The organism is Pseudomonas sp. THAF187a (genome assembly GCF_009363395.1).
Classification (GTDB): Bacteria; Pseudomonadota; Gammaproteobacteria; order Pseudomonadales; family Pseudomonadaceae; genus Aquipseudomonas; species Aquipseudomonas khazarica.
In genome coordinates, this window is sequence record NZ_CP045349.1 from 691,868 (window position 1) to 711,364 (window position 19,497).

17 protein-coding genes, 2 tRNA genes and 1 pseudogene are annotated in these 19,497 nt (G+C 64.5%); 17 read left to right on the forward strand and 3 right to left on the reverse strand.

Features of this window, described 5'->3' with window-relative positions; genetic code table 11:
* Position 1: 1 nt before the first annotated feature.
* From hfq to FIV02_RS25150, 9 genes and pseudogenes are all read left to right on the forward strand, one after another.
* Positions 2–262, forward strand: a complete 261-nt coding sequence (gene hfq / locus FIV02_RS03170) for an RNA chaperone Hfq (protein WP_037054821.1) — start codon at positions 2–4, stop codon at positions 260–262.
* Between the two features lie 12 nt (positions 263–274).
* On the forward strand, positions 275–1,576 hold the full coding sequence (gene hflX, locus FIV02_RS03175; protein WP_152487776.1) for a ribosome rescue GTPase HflX: 1,302 nt from the start codon (positions 275–277) through the stop codon (positions 1,574–1,576).
* Positions 1,577–1,673: 97 nt separating this feature from the next.
* Positions 1,674–2,846 (forward strand): FtsH protease activity modulator HflK, encoded by a 1,173-nt coding sequence (hflK, locus tag FIV02_RS03180; protein ID WP_047590148.1) that lies wholly within the window; start codon positions 1,674–1,676, stop codon positions 2,844–2,846.
* Entirely contained in the window at positions 2,846–3,715 is an 870-nt protein-coding gene (hflC, locus tag FIV02_RS03185) for a protease modulator HflC (protein ID WP_037054817.1), read from the forward strand. Before hflK ends, hflC begins: the two co-directional genes overlap by 1 nt.
* A gap of 125 nt (positions 3,716–3,840) precedes the next feature.
* Positions 3,841–4,026: a DUF2065 family protein gene (locus FIV02_RS03190; protein ID WP_003459207.1), complete on the forward strand. Its 186-nt coding sequence runs from the start codon at positions 3,841–3,843 to the stop codon at positions 4,024–4,026.
* A gap of 37 nt (positions 4,027–4,063) precedes the next feature.
* Positions 4,064–5,251: an ATP phosphoribosyltransferase regulatory subunit gene (locus tag FIV02_RS03195; RefSeq protein ID WP_037054815.1), complete on the forward strand. Its 1,188-nt coding sequence runs from the start codon at positions 4,064–4,066 to the stop codon at positions 5,249–5,251.
* Between the two features lie 56 nt (positions 5,252–5,307).
* Positions 5,308–6,603: an adenylosuccinate synthase gene (locus FIV02_RS03200; RefSeq protein WP_037054814.1), complete on the forward strand. Its 1,296-nt coding sequence runs from the start codon at positions 5,308–5,310 to the stop codon at positions 6,601–6,603.
* 1,048 nt (positions 6,604–7,651) lie between these two features.
* Positions 7,652–7,768 (forward strand): annotated as a pseudogene (locus tag FIV02_RS25145) (hypothetical protein); the annotation flags it as partial.
* Between the two features lie 201 nt (positions 7,769–7,969).
* Entirely contained in the window at positions 7,970–8,674 is a 705-nt protein-coding gene (locus FIV02_RS25150; RefSeq protein WP_371923260.1) for a methyl-accepting chemotaxis protein, read from the forward strand.
* 78 nt (positions 8,675–8,752) lie between these two features.
* Here FIV02_RS25150 and FIV02_RS03210 read toward each other — a convergent pair.
* Positions 8,753–8,839 (reverse strand) — tRNA-Leu (locus tag FIV02_RS03210).
* Positions 8,840–8,919: 80 nt separating this feature from the next.
* Positions 8,920–9,006, reverse strand: a tRNA-Leu gene (locus tag FIV02_RS03215).
* A 209-nt stretch (positions 9,007–9,215) separates the two neighbouring features.
* Between FIV02_RS03215 and rnr the strand changes: the two genes are divergently transcribed.
* The 8 genes from rnr (at position 9,216) to alr (ending at position 17,422) form a co-directional block, all read left to right on the forward strand.
* Entirely contained in the window at positions 9,216–11,705 is a 2,490-nt protein-coding gene (gene rnr / locus FIV02_RS03220; RefSeq protein ID WP_152487777.1) for a ribonuclease R, read from the forward strand.
* Positions 11,702–12,454 carry a 23S rRNA (guanosine(2251)-2'-O)-methyltransferase RlmB gene (gene rlmB, locus FIV02_RS03225; RefSeq protein WP_152487778.1) on the forward strand — a complete coding sequence of 251 codons (753 nt, stop codon included), beginning with the start codon at positions 11,702–11,704 and terminating at the stop codon, positions 12,452–12,454. The genes rnr and rlmB overlap by 4 nt, the downstream gene beginning before the upstream one ends.
* 174 nt (positions 12,455–12,628) lie before the next feature.
* Complete coding sequence (rpsF, locus tag FIV02_RS03230; RefSeq protein WP_047590140.1) at positions 12,629–13,051, forward strand: 30S ribosomal protein S6; 423 nt, start codon at positions 12,629–12,631, stop codon at positions 13,049–13,051.
* A gap of 28 nt (positions 13,052–13,079) precedes the next feature.
* A complete protein-coding gene (gene rpsR, locus FIV02_RS03235; RefSeq protein ID WP_003246847.1) occupies positions 13,080–13,310 on the forward strand; it encodes a 30S ribosomal protein S18 in 231 nt (76 codons plus the stop codon).
* 36 nt (positions 13,311–13,346) lie between these two features.
* Entirely contained in the window at positions 13,347–14,240 is an 894-nt protein-coding gene (locus FIV02_RS03240) for a hypothetical protein (RefSeq protein WP_047590136.1), read from the forward strand.
* A gap of 21 nt (positions 14,241–14,261) precedes the next feature.
* Positions 14,262–14,708 carry a 50S ribosomal protein L9 gene (gene rplI / locus FIV02_RS03245; protein ID WP_037052411.1) on the forward strand — a complete coding sequence of 149 codons (447 nt, stop codon included), beginning with the start codon at positions 14,262–14,264 and terminating at the stop codon, positions 14,706–14,708.
* Positions 14,709–14,825: 117 nt separating this feature from the next.
* Positions 14,826–16,220 carry a replicative DNA helicase gene (gene dnaB / locus FIV02_RS03250; RefSeq protein ID WP_037052414.1) on the forward strand — a complete coding sequence of 465 codons (1,395 nt, stop codon included), beginning with the start codon at positions 14,826–14,828 and terminating at the stop codon, positions 16,218–16,220.
* Between the two features lie 125 nt (positions 16,221–16,345).
* Positions 16,346–17,422 carry an alanine racemase gene (gene alr, locus FIV02_RS03255; RefSeq protein ID WP_152487779.1) on the forward strand — a complete coding sequence of 359 codons (1,077 nt, stop codon included), beginning with the start codon at positions 16,346–16,348 and terminating at the stop codon, positions 17,420–17,422.
* On the opposite strand, the gene FIV02_RS03260 is transcribed toward alr, so the two are convergent.
* Positions 17,423–19,330 (reverse strand): diguanylate cyclase, encoded by a 1,908-nt coding sequence (locus FIV02_RS03260; protein ID WP_152487780.1) that lies wholly within the window; start codon positions 19,328–19,330, stop codon positions 17,423–17,425.
* Positions 19,331–19,497: the final 167 nt, after the last annotated feature.

Below are 19,497 nucleotides of genomic sequence, written 5' to 3' on the forward strand. Positions count from 1 at the left end.
CATGTCAAAAGGGCATTCGCTACAAGACCCTTACCTGAATACCCTGCGTAAGGAACGCGTCCCTGTTTCCATCTATCTGGTCAACGGCATCAAGCTGCAGGGCCAGATCGAGTCCTTCGACCAGTTCGTCATCCTGCTGAAGAACACTGTCAGCCAGATGGTCTACAAACATGCCATTTCCACCGTCGTGCCCAGCCGTCCGGTACGCCTGCCGAGCGCTGGCGACTCCGAACAGGGTGATGCCGAGCCGGGTAACGCCTGATAGGGGGCTGCATTGTTCTTCGAGCGTCATGAGGGCGGTGAGCGGGCCATCCTGGTTCATCTGGAAGGCCAAGACTCCGAGGCGAGCGAAGACCCCCAGGAGTTCCAGGAGTTGGCCATGTCGGCAGGTGCCGACATGGTCGCTTTTCTCAGCGTGCCCAGCAGTCGCCTGACCGCCAAGTACCTCATCGGGAGTGGCAAGGTCGAGGAGCTGCGCGACCAGGTCAGGGCCAGCGAGGCCGAACTGGTCATCTTCAATCACACCCTGACACCGAGCCAGGAGCGCAACCTCGAGCGTGCGTTCGAATGTCGCGTGCTCGATCGTACCGGGTTGATCCTCGATATCTTCGCCCAGCGCGCCCGTACCCACGAAGGCAAGCTGCAGGTCGAGCTGGCGCAGCTCGATCACATGAGTACGCGCCTGGTGCGTGGCTGGACCCACCTGGAGCGGCAGAAGGGCGGGATCGGTCTGCGCGGTCCGGGTGAAACCCAGCTGGAGACCGACCGTCGTCTGCTGCGTGTACGCATCCGCCAGATCAAGCAGAAGCTGGAGAAGGTGCGCAGTCAGCGTGAGCAGGCGCGTCGCGGGCGCAAGCGCGCGGACATCCCTTCGGTTTCCCTGGTGGGCTACACCAACGCCGGCAAGTCCACGCTGTTCAATGCGCTGACCGCCTCCGAGGTGTACGCCGCGGACCAGCTGTTCGCCACGCTCGATCCGACCCTGCGCCGGCTCGAACTCGACGACCTCGGGCCGATCGTCCTGGCCGACACCGTGGGCTTCATCCGCCACCTGCCGCACAAGCTGGTCGAGGCCTTTCGCGCTACGCTTGAAGAGTCGAGCAACTCCGACCTGCTGCTGCACGTGATCGATGCCCATGAGCCCGAGCGCATGGCGCAGATCGAGCAGGTGCAGGCGGTGCTCAAGGAGATCGGTGCGAACGAATTGCCGATGCTCGAGGTGTACAACAAGCTGGATTTGTTGGAAGGTGTCGAGCCACAGATTCAGCGCGATGCCGATGGCAAACCGCTGCGCGTCTGGCTGTCGGCGCGCGAGGGGCGCGGTCTGGAGTTGTTGCGGCAGGCGGTCGCTGAGTTGCTGGCGGACGACCTGTTCGTCGGTACGCTGCAGTTGCCGCAACGTCTGGGGCGCCTGCGCGCACAGTTCTTCGAGCTGGGGGCGGTGCAGGACGAGGGGCATGACGAGCAGGGGCGTAGTCTGCTGTCGGTGCGCTTGCCGAGGGTCGAGCTCAATCGCCTGGTGAGTCGCGAAGGCATGGAGCCTCAGCTGTTCATCGAGCAACATACTTTGCAATAAAGCCTGTGGCGGCGGCTTTGCTGTCGGCCGGGGGCTTTGGGTAGCATTGGCCGGCGCGCCGTGGGCGCGCCTTCGCTTTATCAGTACGGAGAACGCTATGGCTTGGAATGAGCCGGGTGGCAACTCGAACAATCAAGACCCTTGGGGCGGCCGCAAAGGCGGTGGCCGGCAGGGCCCGCCGGATCTCGACGAAGCGTTCCGCAAGTTGCAAGAAAGCCTGAACGGGCTTTTTGGTGGCGGCAAGAAGCGCGGTGACGACGACTCTGGCCGCAGTGGCGGCGGTGGCGGTTTCGGCCTGCTGTTCGTGGGCCTCGGCCTGCTGGCAGTGATCTGGCTGTACAGCGCGATCTACGTGGTGGACGAGCAGGAGCAGGCCGTGGTGCTGCGCTTCGGCAAGTACCACGAAACCGTCGGTCCCGGCCTGAACATCTATTTCCCGCCGATCGACCGCAAGTTCCAGGAAAACGTCACTCGTGAGCGTGCCTACAGCAAGCAGGGCGCGATGCTGACCGAGGACGAGAACATCATCGAAGTGCCGCTGACCGTGCAGTACCGCATCAGCAACCTGCAGGACTTCGTGCTCAACGTGGACCAGCCGGAAGTCAGTCTGCAGCATGCGACCGACAGCGCCGTGCGCCACGTGGTGGGCTCCACCGAGATGGACCAGGTGCTGACCGAAGGTCGTGAGCAGATGGCCAGCGAAGTGCGCGAGCGTCTGCAGCGTTTCCTCGACAACTACCGTACCGGTATCACCATCACTCAGGTGAACATCCAGAGCGCTGCGGCGCCGCGTGAAGTTCAGGAAGCCTTCGACGACGTGATTCGTGCCCGCGAGGACGAACAACGCGAGAAGAACCAGGCCGAGTCCTATGCCAATGGCGTGATTCCCGAGGCGCGCGGCCAGGCCCAGCGTCTGCTGGAGGAAGCCAACGGTTATCGTGATGAAGTCATCGCACGCGCCGAGGGTGAGGCCGATCGCTTCACCAAGCTGGTCACCGAGTATCGCAAGGCGCCCGAGGTCACGCGCGAGCGTCTGTACCTGGACACCATGCAGGAGATGATGAGCAACACCAGCAAGGTTCTGGTCACTGGCGACAAGGGGCAGAACAACCTGCTGTACCTGCCGCTGGACAAGATGGTCGACGGTCGTGGTGGCGTTTCCTCCTCGTCCGCTTCTGCCAACAGCAGTACTGCGACAACGCGTGATCCGGCCGTGCCGCTGAGCAGCGATCTGTCGCAGCGCAACCTGCGTTCCCGGGAGGGCCGTTGATGAGCAACAAGTCCCTGATCGGCCTGATCGTGGCCGTGGTTCTGGCGCTGGTGGCGTGGAACAGCTTCTACATCGTGGCGCAGACCGAGCGTGCGGTATTGCTGCAGTTCGGTCGTGTGGTCAACCCGGACGTCAAGCCGGGCCTGCACGTGAAGATTCCGTACGTGAACCAGGTGCGCATCTTCGACGCTCGCCTGCTGACCCTGGACTCGACGTCCTCGCGCTTCCTCACCCTGGAGAAGAAGGCGCTGATGGTCGACGCCTACGCCAAGTGGCGGGTGAAGGATGCCGAGCGCTTCTACCAGTCCACCTCGGGCCTGAAGCAGGTCGCCGACGAGCGCCTGGCGCGTCGTCTGGAGGCCTCGCTGCGTGACCAGTTCGGCAAGCGCACCCTGCACGAGTCGGTGTCCGGCGAGCGTGACGCGCTGATGGCCGATGTGACCTCGACGCTCAACCGCGCCGCCGAGCGCGAGCTGGGTATCGAAGTGGTCGATGTGCGGGTCAAGGCCATCGATCTGCCGCGTGAGGTCAACCGCAGCGTCTTCGAGCGGATGAGCACCGAGCGTGAGCGCGAGGCGCGCGAGCATCGCGCCAAGGGTCGCGAGCTGGCTGAGGGCATCCGTGCCGACGCCGACCGTCAGCGCCGCGTACTGCTGGCCGAGGCCTATCGCCAGGCCGAAGAGCTGCGCGGTGACGGTGATGCCCAGGCGGCCGCCATCTACGCCCGTGCCTACGGTCAGGACCAGGAGTTCTACGCCTTCTACCGAAGCCTCAAGGCCTATCGCGAAAGCTTCGCTGACAAGCGCGATGTGCTGGTGCTGGACCCGAGTAGCGATTTCTTCCGCTACCTGGAAAAAGCCAAACCTTGAGCCGCAGCAAGCCGCAAGCAGACGCTGGTCGTCTACTTGCGGCTTGAAGCTTGTGGCTCGAGGCTTTTAGCGTGGTATGATGCGGCAGCCGGGAAAATCCCGGCTTTTTTGCGTCTGTGGGAATCATGTGGCAGGAACTCGGCATCGCTCTGTGTCTGGTACTGGTGCTGGAAGGCATCCTGCCCTTCCTCTATCCGCGCCACTGGCGCGGGGCGGTAATGCAGGCAGCCCGGCTGCCCGACCGCCGACTGCGTCTTATGGGGCTGGCCAGCATGCTGCTGGGTACGGCTCTTCTCTATCTGCTTCACTGAAGGCTTGTGCCGCCCGGATCGAGAGGGGAATGGCGAAATGGCAACGGTAGACCGCTGGCTGCTGCCAGATGGCATCGAAGAAGTACTGCCGCCGGAAGCGGCGCGCATCGAGGCGGCACGCCGTCAGGTGCTGGACCTGTTCCAGCGTTGGGGTTACGAGTTCGTCGTCACCCCGCATATCGAGTACCTGGAATCCCTGCTGACTGGCGCTGGCCAGGATCTTGACCTGCGTACGTTCAAGGTCACGGATCCGCTGTCCGGCCGGCAGATGGGTTTTCGTGCCGACATCACGCCGCAGGTGGCGCGCATCGACGCGCACACGCTGCGTCGCGAGGGGCCGAGCCGCCTGTGCTACGCGGGCAGTGTGCTGCACGCCAAGCCGCGTGCCCTGACCACGTCGCGCAGCCCGATCCAGCTGGGTGCCGAACTCTACGGCGACGCCAGCCCGGCCAGCGACATCGAGGTGATCAGCCTGCTGGTCGAGACCCTGGAGCTGGCCGCCGTGCCGGACGTGCACATGGACCTCGGCCATGTCGGCATCTACCGTGGCCTGGCGCGTGCCGCCGGTCTCTCCGGCGAGGCCGAGCAACAGCTGTTCGATGCCTTGCAGCGCAAGGCCATGGACGAGATCGAAGCGCTGACCGCCGCCTTGCCGGCCGGTCTGGGCAGCATGCTGCGTTCCCTGGCCGAGCTGTGCGGCGGCCGCGAGGTGCTGGACCTGGCCCAGGCCGCGCTGGTCGAGGCGCCCGATGCCGTGCATGCCGCGCTCGATGAGCTGGTCGCCATCGCCGATGCGCTGGAACTGCGCTACCCCGAGTTGCCGCTGTATTTCGACTTGGGCGAGCTGCGTGGCTACAACTATCACACCGGTGTGGTGTTCGCGGCGTTCGTGCCGGGCGAAGGCGGAGCCATCGCTCAGGGCGGGCGTTACGACGACACGGGGGCCGTATTCGGCCGGGCACGCCCGGCGACGGGCTTCTCCACCGATCTGAAAACCCTGGTGACCCTGGGGGACATGCGCCTGGATGAGACTGTCAAAGGCATCTGGGCGCCGGACAATCATGACCTCTATCTGTGGCAGGCCGTTCGTCGTCTGCGTGGTGAGGGCGAGCGCGTGGTTCAGGCGCTGCCCGGGCAGAGCGAGGCGGATGCGCACGAGGCAGGCTGTGATCGGCTGCTGGCGCTGCGCGATGGACGTTGGCAGGTGACGCCCCTGGCGTCCTGAATTCATTTTCGCCGGCCAGCTGCCGGCATCGAAGCTTGCGCGAAGAGGACAAGTTTATGGGTAAGAATGTCGTCGTCCTGGGCACCCAGTGGGGTGATGAGGGCAAGGGCAAGATCGTCGACCTGCTCACCGAGCAGGCCGCTGCAGTCGTGCGTTACCAGGGCGGCCACAATGCCGGCCACACCCTGGTGATCGACGGTGAGAAGACCGTCCTGCACCTGATTCCGTCCGGCATCCTGCGTGAGGGTGTCGAGTGCCTGATCGGCAACGGTGTGGTCGTCGCGCCTGACGCCCTGCTGCGCGAAATCAACAAGCTGGAAGAGAAGGGCGTGCCCGTGCGCGAGCGCCTGCGCATCAGCCCGGCTTGCCCGCTGATCCTGTCCTATCACGTCGCCCTGGATCAGGCGCGCGAGAAGGCCCGTGGCGATGCCAAGATCGGTACCACCGGTCGCGGCATCGGCCCGGCGTACGAGGACAAGGTAGCGCGTCGCGGCCTGCGGGTCGGTGACCTGTTCCATCGCGAGCGTTTCGCCGCCAAGCTCGGCGAGCTGCTGGACTACCACAACTTCCAGCTGGTCAACTTCTACAAGGAGCCGGCCATCGACTTCCAGAAGACTCTGGACGAGTGCATGGAATACGCCGAGCTGCTCAAGCCGATGATGGCCGACGTCACCGCAGTGCTGCATGACCTGCGCAAGGGCGGCAAGGACATCATGTTCGAGGGGGCCCAGGGCTCGCTGCTGGACATCGACCACGGCACCTACCCCTACGTCACCAGCTCCAACACCACCGCCGGCGGTATCGCCACCGGTTCCGGTTTCGGCCCGCTGTACCTCGACTACATCCTCGGTATCACCAAGGCCTACACCACCCGTGTGGGTTCCGGTCCGTTCCCGACCGAGCTGTTCGACGACATCGGTGCCTTTCTGGCCAAGCGTGGTCACGAGTTCGGGGCGACCACCGGTCGTGCCCGTCGCTGCGGCTGGTTCGATGCTGTGATCCTGCGTCGCGCCATCGAGATCAACAGCATCTCCGGCCTGTGCCTGACCAAACTGGACGTGCTCGACGGCCTGGAAACCATCCGCATCTGCACCGGTTACAAAGATGCCAACGGCCAGGTGCTGAGCGATGCGCCGACCGATGCCGACAGCTACATCGGCCTGCAGCCGGTGTACGAGGAAATGCCGGGCTGGAGCGAGTCGACCCTGGGCGCCAAGAGCCTGGACGACCTGCCGGCCGCTGCTCGTGCCTACATCAAGCGCGTCGAGGAGCTGGTCGGTGCGCCGATCGACATCATCTCCACCGGCCCGGACCGCAACGAGACCATCGTCCTGCGTCACCCGTTCGCCTGATCGCCCGTTCGATCACTGAAAAGACCGCCTCCGGGCGGTCTTTTCGTATCCGGGTGCCGGGTATGAAGCTTGCTTGAGCTAAATTTATCCCGGAAGTCGCCGTTAACACGATTACGGTCGTTGAGGAGTGTTGCCCGTGTTCGCCATCGTTTCGATGTTGCGCAGTCGTCTGCTGCGCCCGGTGTACGTTGCCCTGGGTCTGGCCATGTTGGTGCAGGTCGGGCTTGCGGTGTGGCTGATGGGGGCGTCGGTCAATGGCATGGTCGAGGATCTCGCCCAGCGTCTGGGCGGCGAAAGCAGGCGCCTGGGCGATGAGCTGAACCTGGCCGAGCAGGAGATGAGCCAGGGCCTGGCGGCGCTCTCGCAGAGCACCCGCGCACGCCTTACCGAGGGCCTTTCCGGGCAGCTCAAGAGCGAGCAGGCGCAACTGCGCGAGGTGCTCGAGGGCAGTCTCAAGCAGTCCGGGCAATCGCTGGCGCGGCTGCTCGCCGGGGTGGCGCCCAAGGCCATATGGGACCTGGACGTTCCGGCGCTGACGGCCCTGACCCGTATCGCGCAGCAGGACCCGGCGGTGCTCTTCGCGGTGGTCTACGACGCCGAGGGCAAGCGCCTGACGCGCAATTTCAACCGCAGCAACTCAAGGGTGCGCGAGCTGGTCGCGGCGGGGCAGGGCAGTTCGCCGCTGGACAAGCTGGTCGACGCCGCTTCGCGTGATCCGCGGGTGTACATCGTCGAGGCGGAAATCAATCCGATGGGCGCACAGATCGGCAAGATCCAGATGGGGCTCTCGCTGGAGGTGGTCGAGCGTGAGCTGGCGGCACTCGACGGGCGCTTCAACGGGCTGGTCAACGGTGCGGGCGAGCTGGTCGACAGCAGTCTGTCGGGGGCGTCGGAAGAGGCGGCGCGGGCCTTGCGCGAGCGCCTGAAGTCGGCCGAGCGCTACACCGACGAGATGGCGCGCAATGGCGGCGAGTCGGTGCGTGCTGCGGCGGACACGCTGCGCTGGAACATCGCCCTGGGCTTGCTGGTGGTCGGTGCCGTGGCACTGATGGCGGTGGCGCTGGTGCTGGGCTGGCGGGTGCTCAGCCGCCTGCGCCTGCTCAGCGATGCGCTCAACGATCTGGCGGCGGGTGAGGGCGACCTGACGCGTCGTGTGGATGTTCGCAGCCAGGACGAAGTGGGCGAGATGGCGGGGGCGGTCAATCGCTTCATCGCCAAGTTGCAACCCATCGTGCGCGAATCCGGCGAGGTGGCGCTGCGCACCGGCGAGCAGATTCGCAGCCTGACCGAGCGCGGCGTGGCGGCGGAGGCGGCGGCCGGTCGCCAGCGTGACGAGGTGGCGGGCAGCCTGCAGGCGCTGGAGCAGATGGCGGATGAGGCGCAGTCCGAGAGCCAGGCGATGCAGGAGGCGCTGCAGCGCGTCGATACCATTCGCCAGGCGGCGCATGAGAATGCGGCGATCGCTCAGCGGCTATCCGCTCTGATCGAGGGGCTGGTTGCCCGTGTGGCGGACGGTTCGGCGGTGATCGAGCGCCTGGCCAAGCAGAGCGAGCAGATCGAGGTGGTGCTGACCGTGATTCAGTCCATCGCCGAGCAGACCAACCTGCTGGCGCTGAACGCGGCCATCGAGGCGGCACGGGCCGGGGAAAGCGGTCGCGGTTTCGCCGTGGTGGCGGACGAGGTGCGTGCCCTGGCCAGCAAGACCCAGCAATCGACCGGCGACATCCAGACGCATATCGCTGCCCTGCAGCGTGGCGCACAGGAAGCGGTGGCGGCCATCACCCAGGCGGGCACCCAGGGCAACGAAGGGCTCGAGGTGCTGCGCGACAGTGCGCGCCTGCAGCAATCGGTGCAGCAGTCGGTGGATGAGGTGCATGGCGCCATCAATGCCGCGACACAGGCGGCGGCGCACCAGGCGCAGGGCGCCGGGGCGGTGCGTGAGCGGGTCGAGGTGATTCATGCCGAGGCGCGACGTGCCGCAGAGGCGGTGACGGCCATTGCCGGCAATGCGCGGGCGCTGGACGAGCTGGCGGCGCAGCTCAAGGCCAGTCTGGGGCAGTTCAAGGTCTGAGTGCGGGGGCCGCCTGCTGGCGGCCTTTTTCTGCGGGCATAAAAAAACCGAGTCTTTCGACTCGGTTTTCTTGAATTTTGGTGCCCAGGAGAAGACTCGAACTTCCACGGTGTTGCCACCACTGATACCTGAAACCAGCGCGTCTACCAATTCCGCCACCTGGGCACACTGCAATGTTCATCGTTGCCGACACGGATCACTGCGTCCGTTATTGCGAAGCAGGTTATCAATCTGCTTCACGAATTTGGTGCCCAGGAGAAGACTCGAACTTCCACGGTGTTGCCACCACTGATACCTGAAACCAGCGCGTCTACCAATTCCGCCACCTGGGCACTGAAACCGATGAATCATCATCTGCTTCGTGTTACAACGTCTCCTCGACGCTGTGGGCGCGAACTATACGGGCGGGCATTTACCTTGTAAACCCCTGACCCCAAAAAAATTATTGTCGCCGGAAAAGCTGCCCCGGATGCCGATTTCGCGCTTCAATAGGCATATGGCACACACACCTTTATACATACGCATAGGTAACCCCCTTTAAATGGCCGATTGGCAATCCCTCGATCCCGAGGCCGCCCGCGAGGCGGAAAAATACGAAAACCCCATTCCCAGCCGCGAACTGATTCTGGCCCATCTGGCCGAACGTGGTTCGCCCGCCAGCCGCGAGCAGCTGGTCGAAGAGTTCGGTCTCGAAACCGAAGACCAGCTCGAAGCCCTGCGCCGCCGCCTGCGTGCCATGGAGCGCGACGGTCAACTGATCTATACCCGGCGAGGCAGCTATGCCCCGGTGGACAAGCTCGACCTGATCTGCGGTCGCATCAGCGGTCACCGCGACGGTTTCGGCTTCCTGGTGCCGGACGACGGCAGTGACGACCTGTTCCTCAGCCCGGCGCAGATGCGCCTGGTCTTCGACGGCGACCGGGCCCTGGTGCGCGTGGCCGGTTTCGACCGTCGCGGGCGCCGCGAGGGTGGCATCGTCGAGGTGATCGAACGTGCTCACGAGAGCGTCGTCGGTCGCTACTACGAAGAGAACGGTATCGGCTTCGTGGTCGCGGACAACCCGAAGATTCAGCAGGAAGTGCTGGTCACTCCGGGCCGCACCGCCGGTGCGCGGATCGGTCAGTTCGTCGAGATCAAGATCACCCACTGGCCGACGCAGCGCTTCCAGCCGCAGGGCGACATCGTCGAGGTGATCGGCAACTACATGGCGCCGGGCATGGAAATCGACGTGGCGCTGCGCAGCTACGACATTCCGCATGTCTGGCCCGAGGCCGTGATCAAGGAAGCGCGCAAGCTCAAGCCCGAGGTGGAAGAGAAGGACAAGGAGAAGCGCGTCGATCTGCGTCATCTGCCGTTCGTCACCATCGATGGCGAGGATGCACGCGACTTCGACGACGCCGTCTACTGCGAGAAGAACAGCAGCCGCTGGAAGCTGTTCTCCGGTGGCTGGAAGCTGTACGTGGCCATCGCCGACGTGTCGCACTACGTGAAGGTCGGCTCGGCGCTGGATGCCGAAGCGGTGGAGCGTGGCAACTCGGTGTACTTCCCCGAGCGCGTCGTGCCGATGTTGCCGGAGGAACTGTCCAACGGCCTGTGCTCGCTCAACCCGCATGTCGATCGCCTGGCCATGGTCTGCGAGATGAGCATGTCCAAGAGCGGCCAGATGGTCGACTACAAGTTCTACGAGGCGGTGATCCACTCCCATGCGCGCCTGACCTACAACAAGGTCAGCTACATGCTGGAAGATCCCAAGGGCGCCGAAGGCAAGGCCCTGCGCAGCGAGTACAAGGCGGTCCTGCCGCACCTCAAGGAGCTGTATGCGCTCTATCAGGTGCTGGTCGCCGCACGTCACGAGCGCGGCGCCATCGACTTCGAGACGCAGGAGACGCGCATCGTCTTCGGTTCCGACCGCAAGATCGACGAGATCCGTCCGACCCAGCGCAACGATGCGCACAAGCTGATCGAGGAGTGCATGCTGGCCGCCAACGTGGCCACCGCACGCTTCATGCAGGATCACGAGATTCCCTCGCTGTATCGCGTGCACGATGGCCCGCCGCCAGAGCGCCTGGAGAAGCTCAAGCAGTTCCTCGGTGAGCTCGGCCTGTCGCTGCAGCGCGGCAAATCCAAGGATGGCCCGTCGCCGAAGGACTACCAGCGTCTGCTGGAGAGCATCCGCGAGCGTCCGGACTTCCACCTGATCCAGACCGTGATGCTGCGTTCGCTCAGCCAGGCGGTGTACAGCGCGCAGAACGAAGGGCACTTCGGTCTCAATTACGAGGCCTACACCCACTTCACCTCGCCGATCCGTCGCTATCCCGACCTGCTGGTGCACCGCGCCATTCGCAGCATGATTCGCTCCAAGCGGGAAACCAAGCACGTCGAGCGCGCCGGTGCGGCGACCATGCCCAAGGCGCGCATCTATCCGTACGACGAGGCGGCCCTGGAGAAACTCGGCGAGCAGTGCTCGATGACCGAGCGCCGCGCCGACGAGGCCACTCGTGACGTGGTCAACTGGCTCAAGTGCGAGTTCATGCAGGATCGCGTCGGCGAGACCTTCGAAGGCGTGATCACCGCGGTGACCGGCTTCGGCATCTTCGTCGAGTTGCGCGACATCTATGTTGAGGGCCTGGTGCACGTGACCGCGTTGCCGGCCGACTACTACCACTTCGATCCCGTCCATCATCGCCTGTCCGGCGAGCGCAGCGGTCGCAGCTTCCGCCTGGGCGACAGCGTCGAGGTCAAGGTGATGCGGGTCGACCTCGACGAGCGCAAGATCGACTTCGAGCTGAGCCAGGGCAAGGCCGGCAAGGGTGATGACGCCCGTCGCACGGGCAAGCGCGGCGGCATGGGCAATACCGACGTGCAGAAAAGCCGCGAGGTGAAGAAGGCGCTGCTCGATGGAGCGAAGAAGGGCGGTGCCAAGGCCCCGGCGAAGAAATCGTCCAGCCATCGCAAGGGCGCGCCTGCACCCAAGGGGAAGGCCGAGACGACCGCTGGCGGCAAGCCGAGCAAGCGTAAGGCGAAACGATGAGTCAGTTGGAGAAGGTCTACGGCGTGCATGCCGTGGAGGCGCTGCTGCGCCATCACCCCAAGCGGGTCAAGCAGTTGTGGCTGGCCGAGAGCCGTCAGGCGCCGCGTATCCAGCCGATGCTGGAACTGGCGGCGCAGCACCGCGTGCCGGTCGGGCACAAGGAGCGCCAGGAGCTCGACGAGTGGGCCGAGGGCGTGCACCAGGGCGTGGTCGCCGAGGTCAGTCCGAGCCAGGTCTGGGGCGAGAACATGCTCGACGAGCTGCTCGAACGTAGCGAGGGCGTGCCCTTGCTGCTGGTGCTCGACGGCGTCACCGATCCGCACAACCTGGGGGCCTGCCTGCGTACGGCCGATGCCGCGGGTGCGCAGGCGGTGATCGTGCCCAAGGACAAGTCGGCCACGCTCAACGCCACCGTGCGCAAGGTGGCCTGCGGCGCCGCCGAGGTCATTCCGCTGGTCGCGGTGACCAACCTGGCGCGGACCCTGGAGAAGCTGCAGAAGAAAGGCCTGTGGGTCGTCGGCACCGCCGGTGAGGTGGAGCAGGAGCTGTACCAGCTCGACATGACCGGGCCGACGGTGCTGGTGATGGGCGCCGAAGGCAAGGGCATGCGCCGCCTGACCCGCGAGCATTGCGATTACCTGGTCAAGCTGCCCATGGGCGGCAGCGTCAGCAGCCTGAACGTATCGGTCGCCACCGGCGTCTGCCTGTTCGAGGCGGTGCGCCAGCGCCAGGCCAAGGTGCGCGGCTGACTGTTCAAATAATCGCCAGTTCACCTTGCGTGCGGCAGGGGGCTTCTCTAGAATGGCGCCCCTTGCCGTGACGGCAGGCTTTTCTATGCCTTACGTCCGGTGAGCTCATCACGAGAAAACCCACTCCTTGCCTGACCACCTTAGTTGGCAGGCTACAACCCGTAAGGAGCATTTATGCGTCATTACGAAATCATCTTTCTGGTTCACCCGGACCAGAGCGAGCAAGTCGGCGGCATGGTCGAGCGTTACACCAAGCTGATCGAAGAAGACGGTGGCAAGATTCACCGCCTGGAAGACTGGGGCCGTCGTCAGCTGGCTTACGCCATCAACAACGTCCACAAAGCCCACTACGTGATGCTCAACGTAGAGTGCACTGGCAAGGCCCTGGCCGAGCTGGAAGACAGCTTCCGCTACAACGACGCCGTGATCCGTAACCTGGTCATCCGTCGCGACGAGGCCGTAACCGGTCAGTCCGAGATGCTGAAGGCCGAAGAAAACCGCAGTGAGCGCCGCGAGCGTCGTGAACGTCCTGAAAACGCTGAGTCCAACGACAGCGATGACAGCGACAGCAACGACAGCGACAACGCTGACGAGTAATCCACGGATCTATTGAGGAGCCAATCACATGGCACGTTTCTTCCGTCGTCGTAAATTCTGCCGTTTCACCGCTGAAGACGTGAAAGAGATCGATTTCAAAGATCTCAACACCCTGAAAGCCTACATCTCGGAAACCGGCAAGATCGTTCCCAGCCGTATCACCGGTACCAAGGCTCGTTATCAGCGTCAGCTGGCCACCGCTATCAAGCGCGCCCGCTTCCTGGCCCTGCTGCCCTACACCGACAGCCACGGCCGCTGAGATCGGATAGTCGACAAGAGTTAAGGAATAGATCGCATGCGTGCCCTGGCTGAATACATCATGCGCGGCCGCATGCAGGCCACCCTCGTGGTGGTGGGATCGGCAGCGATGCCGCTGTTGTTCTGGTTGAGTGCCGCCGCTGGCAGCCTGGTGCTGTTGCGGCGCGGTGCCAACGATGCCCTGGGCATCGTGGCCTGGGCCATGCTACCGGCGATTGCCTGGTGGTATTTCGGCGAACCACGCACCTTGCTGGTGTTGGTCGGGGCGCTGGGACTGGCGTTGTTGTTGCGCGCCAGCTGGACCTGGAACCGCATACTGCTGAGCAGTGTGGTGCTGGGCCTGGTGTATGGGGTTGTCCTTGGGGCAGTGTTCCGCGAACCCATCGCGGCCATGGCCGGCGAGCTGCAGAAGCTGCTGCCGAACATGCTGGATGGGGTTCACCAGCAGATGACGGTGAACGAACGCGAGCGTCTCGAGGCCCTGATTGCGCCAGTGCTGACCGGTTTGCTGGCGGCCCTGCTGCAGATCCTGAGCTTGCTGAGCCTGATACTTGGGCGTTACTGGCAGGCCGTGTTGTACAACCCGGGTGGTTTCGGGAGCGAGTTCCGCGCCCTGAGACTGCCGCTGCCGCAGGCGCTGTTGCTGCTGGCGGGCATGCTGCTGGGTCCGAACCTCGGGCCGCAACTGGCCATGCTCACGCCGCTGTGCAGCGTGCCGCTGCTGTTCGCCGGGATCGCCCTGGTGCATGGCCTGGTGGAAAAGGGTGGCCTCGCTCGCTTCTGGCTGGTGGGCCTGTACATCACGTTGCTGCTGTTCATGCAGCTGATCTATCCCTTGCTGGTGGTCTTGGCCATCGTCGACAGTCTGTTTGATTTTCGCGGTCGCCTGGCGCGCAAGAACGGCCCGGGCTCTGCGAACGGTGAAGGTTAAAAGTTAAGAGGTAAGACCCAAATGGAAGTCATCCTGCTGGAAAAAATCGCCAATCTGGGCAACCTGGGCGACAAAGTGAACGTTAAAGCCGGTTACGGCCGTAACTTCCTGCTGCCGCAAGGCAAGGCCACCGCTGCTACCGCTGAAAACGTAGCTGCGTTTGAAGCCCGCCGCGCCGAGCTGGAAAAAGCCGCTGCCGAGAAGAAAGCTTCCGCCGAAGCTCGCGCTGCTCAACTGGCTGAGCTGGAAGTCACCATCACCGCCGTTGCTGGCGATGAAGGCAAGCTGTTCGGTTCGATCGGTACCCACGACATCGCTGACGCCCTGACCGCCTCCGGCGTTGAAGTGGCCAAGGCTGAAGTTCGTCTGCCCAACGGTACTATCCGTCTGGTCGGCGAGTACGACGTTGCACTGCACCTGCACACCGACGTCGAAGCCACCGTCAAGGTGATCGTGGTCGCTGCCTAAGCAGTAGCCGCCAAGCGGGCTTGCGCTTCGGTGCGGGTCTGCTGACAATCGGGCACGGTATCGCTTCTGCGATCCGTGCCCTTTGTTTTTCTATCGCTGCACTTTCTTTCCGAGCCTATGAACGACATCAGCATCCCCGAACAATACGACCTGCAAACTGCGGCCCTGAAGGTGCCACCGCACTCCATCGAGGCGGAGCAGGCGGTGCTGGGTGGTCTGATGCTGGACAACAATGCCTGGGAGCGCGTGCTCGATGGCGTTTCCGATGGTGACTTCTATCGCCACGACCATCGCCTGATCTTCCGGGCGATCTTCAAGCTGGCCGAGCGCAATGCGCCGTTCGACGTCGTGACCCTGTCCGAGCAGCTGGACAAGGAAGGTCAGCTGTCGCAGGTCGGCGGTCTGGCCTACCTGGGCGAACTGGCGAAGAACACGCCGTCGGTGGCCAACATCAAGGCCTACGCGCAGATCATCCGTGAACGCGCGACCCTGCGTAAGCTGATCGGCATCAGCAACGAGATCGCTGACAGCGCCTATGCCCCCGAGGGACGCACCGGCGAGGAGATCCTCGACGAGGCCGAGCGCAAGATCTTCGAGATCGCCGAGGACCGGCCGAAGACCGGTGGCCCGGTGGGCATCAACGATATCCTGGTCAAGGCCATCGACCGTATCGACGAGCTGTTCAACAACGGTGATGCGATCACCGGTCTGTCCACCGGCTTCGATGATCTGGACAACCTGACCAGTGGCCTGCAGCCGGCCGACATGATCATCGTCGCCGGCCGTCCGTCGATGGGTAAGACCACCTTCGCCATGAACCTGGTGGAAAACGCGCTGATGCGCAGCGACAAGTCGATCCTCGTCTACTCGCTGGAGATGCCGTCGGAGTCCATCGTCATTCGTATGCTCGCCTCGCTGGGGCGCATCGACCAGACCAAGGTGCGTGCCGGTCAGCTCGACGATGACGACTGGCCGCGACTGACCAGTGCGGTGAACCTGCTCAACGACCGCAAGCTGTTCATCGACGATACCGCCGGCATCTCCCCGAGCGAGATGCGTGCGCGTACGCGGCGCCTGGCGCGTGAACATGGCGAGATCGGCCTGATCATGGTCGACTACCTGCAGTTGATGCAGATTCCGGGTTCCAGCGGCGACAGCCGGGTCAACGAGATTTCCGAGATCTCGCGCTCGCTCAAGGCCCTGGCCAAGGAATTCAACTGCCCGGTGATCGCCCTGTCGCAGCTCAACCGGGGCCTCGAACAGCGTCCCAACAAGCGCCCGATCAACTCCGACCTGCGTGAATCCGGGGCGATCGAGCAGGACGCCGACATCATCCTGTTCGTCTATCGCGACGAGGTCTACCACCCCGAGACCGAGTACAAGGGCGTGGCCGAGATCATCATCGGCAAGCAGCGTAACGGCCCGTTGGGGACCGCGCGCCTGGCCTTCCTCGGCAAGTTCTCGCGGTTCGAGAATCTGGCACCGGGTAGCTACCAGTTCGACGACGAGTAAATCGTTGCTGTGCGCCGGGCTTCTTGCCCCTCAGCGCTCACGGCGACGATGGTCTGGCGCAGATCAATGAAAACGGGTGCCCAAGGGTTAAGATGGGCACCCGTTTTTCGTTCAGGCCCTCTGCCATGCGTCCGCTTGCTGCCATCGTCGACCTCTCCGCCATCGTCCACAACTACAGCCTTGCCAAGCGCTGCGCGCCGGGCCGCCAGGCGTTCGCGGTGGTCAAGGCCAATGCCTATGGGCATGGCGTGCGTGAGGTGGTGACGGCGCTGCGCGATATCGCCGACGGTTTCGCGGTGGCCAGCCTGGAGGAGGCTGCGGAAGTGCGCGCCATGCACGACGAGGCGCGCATCCTGTTGCTGGAGGGCTGCTTCGAGGCCGGCGAATATGCCATCGCCGCTCAGCTCGGCTTCGACCTGGTGCTGCAGAGCGCGGCGCAGGTCGAGGCTCTGCTGGGCAGTGAGCTGCCGCGCCCGCTGAACGTCTGGCTGAAGCTGGATTCCGGCATGCACCGCCTGGGCTTCGATGCCGCCGAACTGCGCCAGTGGCATGCACGGCTGGCGGATGCCCCGCAGGTCGCCGAGCTCAACCTGCTCAGCCATTTCGCCTGCGCCGACGAGCGCGGCCACCCGCTCACCGAGCAGCAGGTCGAATGCTTCCTCGGGCTGCTGGACCTGGACTTCACGTATCGCTCGCTGGCCAACTCGGCCGCCGTGCTGACCATTCCCGCCGCGCACATGGACTGGTTGCGCCCCGGCATCATGCTCTATGGCGCGACGCCGTTCGCCGATCTCAGCGCCAGTGAGCTGGCCCTGAAGCCGGCGATGACCCTGGCTGCGCGGGTCATCGCCGTGCATGAGGTGGCGGCTGGCGAGTCTGTCGGTTATGGCGCTGCCTGGGTCGCCGAGCGCGACTCGCGTATCGCCACGGTCAGTTGCGGTTACGCCGACGGCTATCCTCGCCACGCCCCCAGCGGCACGCCGGTGCTGGTCGAGGGTCAGCTGGCGATGCTGGCGGGGCGGGTGTCGATGGACATGCTGGCGGTGGACATCACCGACGTGCCCGAGGCTGGCATCGACTCGCCGGTGGAGCTGTGGGGCAGCAATCTGCCGGTGGACGAGGTCGCGATCGCCTGCGGCACCATCGGCTACGAGCTGCTGACCAAGGTCACGGCTCGCGTGCCACGCCGCTACATCGGCTGATCAGGCCAGCCCGCTCGGCACCTTGAGCACATCCAGCTGCAGGCAGGCCTGTTCGCTGAGTTCGCCATCGTCGCCATGTATCCGCGAGCCTGAACGGCCCAGCTCCTTGACGCGGTAGAGCGCGGCGTCCGCGGCCTTGTACAGGCCGGTGAAGCTCTGTGCATGGCAGGGGTACAGCGCGGCGCCGATGCTGACCGTGACGCGCAGGCGCTCGGCACCGTAGTGCACCGGTACGGACAGCTCGCTGACCAGGCGTGCGGCGATTTCCCGGGCCTGGTTTTCCGCATCGCTGCCACAGATCAGCGCCGCGAACTCGTCTCCCCCCAGGCGCGAGACGGCGTCGCCGGCGCGCACGTGCTCGCGCAGCCGCTTGGCGATGACCTGCAGCATCAGGTCGCCGGCGGCGTGGCCAAAGCGGTCGTTGATCGGCTTGAAGTGGTCCAGGTCGATCAGCAGCAGCGCCACGCTCTCCTGGTGGCGCTCGGCATGCGCCAGGGCCGACTCGCAGCGCTCGACCAGGTAGCGGCGGTTGGGCAGTTCGGTCAGCGGGTCGTGGAAGGCGGCGTGCTGCAGCTCGTGCTCGCGCTCGCGGAGCTGGTCGTTGGTCGCGGCCAGCTCGGCGGTGCGTGCGGTCACCGCCGCCTGCAGCTCGTCCGCGCTGGCCTGCAGTTGCGCGAGGCGCGCGGTCTTTTCGCGGTCCGCCTGCAGCAGGGCGTCGGCGCGCTCCTGCTTGAGGATCTGGATGCGATAGGCCAGGGCGAAGGAGAACAGGATCGACTCGGCCGCGACGGCCAGGGGGAACACATAGGCGTTCCACTCGGCTGGTTGCAGCACGCCGGTGGTACGCAGCAGCAGAATGGCGACGCTGCCCAGCACCAGGCCGTAGCCGTAGAGGTACAGCTGCGCCGGGAAGAAGCCCTGGCGCCAGCGGATCACGGCGCTGCCCAGCGCGGCGGGAATGCTGGTCAGCGACAGCAGGGCGATGGCCCAGGCGGCCAGGTAGCGCTGCTCGAACAGGGTCAGGCCGATGGCGATCAGGTAGATCACGCAGGCCATGTTCAGCAGGTGATGGGCCCAGCGGACGTAGAGCTTGGTCTGCAGCAGCGTCTGGGTGAAACGGCTGGCGAACAGGCCCCACAGCGACGGCAGGGTGATGCGGTCGAGCCAGACCGGAACGGGGTGGTTCGGCCACAGGTACTGCGCGCCATGGCCGGTCATGCTGATGATGAACAGCAGGGCGAAGGCCGTGGTCAGCACGTACCAGAAGTAGGCCTTGTCACGCAGCGAGATGAGAATGAACAGGTTGTACAGCAGCAGGGCGAATACCACGCCGTAGATGACGCCCAGCCCGAGGTTCTCGCGGATCGCCAGTTGCGTGAGGTCGTCGCTCTGCCAGATGCGCAGGGGAAAGGAGTTGCCGGCCGGGTCGAACGCACGCAGGTAAAGGGTCAGCGGCTGTTCGCCCAGCGCCGGCAGGTCGAACACCATGCGCCGGTATGCGAGGTCGCGGCTCTCGCTGAAAGCCACGCGTTCTCCCGCCTGGCGCATCTGCCAGCCACCCTGGCCATCGGGCAGGTAGAGCTGCAGATCGAGCTGGGTGACCGAGCCGACTTCCAGCACCCAGTCCGTCGGCGCGCTGCTGTCGCGTTGCACGCTGAGTTTGATCCACCAGGGATTCAGGCTCTGGCCCACGCTGGCCCGCCCGTTGGCCGCCTGAAAGCGCGATTGCTGTGCGGCTGAGGTGATGTCGCCGATGTTCAGCGTGCCATGCGAATCCTCCAGCAGCTCGACGTCGGCGTTGAGCGCCGAGCCGCTGCTGGTCGCGCTCAGAGTGATGACGGGGGCCGCCTGGCTGGTGGAGGCCAGCCACAGCAAGAGAGCGAGCGATAAGACGAAACGCTGCAGCATAGGCATCCTGATAGGCGGTGTCCGAGTGTTTTGAGTATATGCACAGGAACGTTATTGATCGAAAACAAATATGGCCTGGCGCTATTGCAGGAAAATGCCAGGTTTTCCTCAAGTTGCAGCGGCGCGGGAGGCTGCTGCCGAGGCATTAAACCCAGTGAATTAGTCTG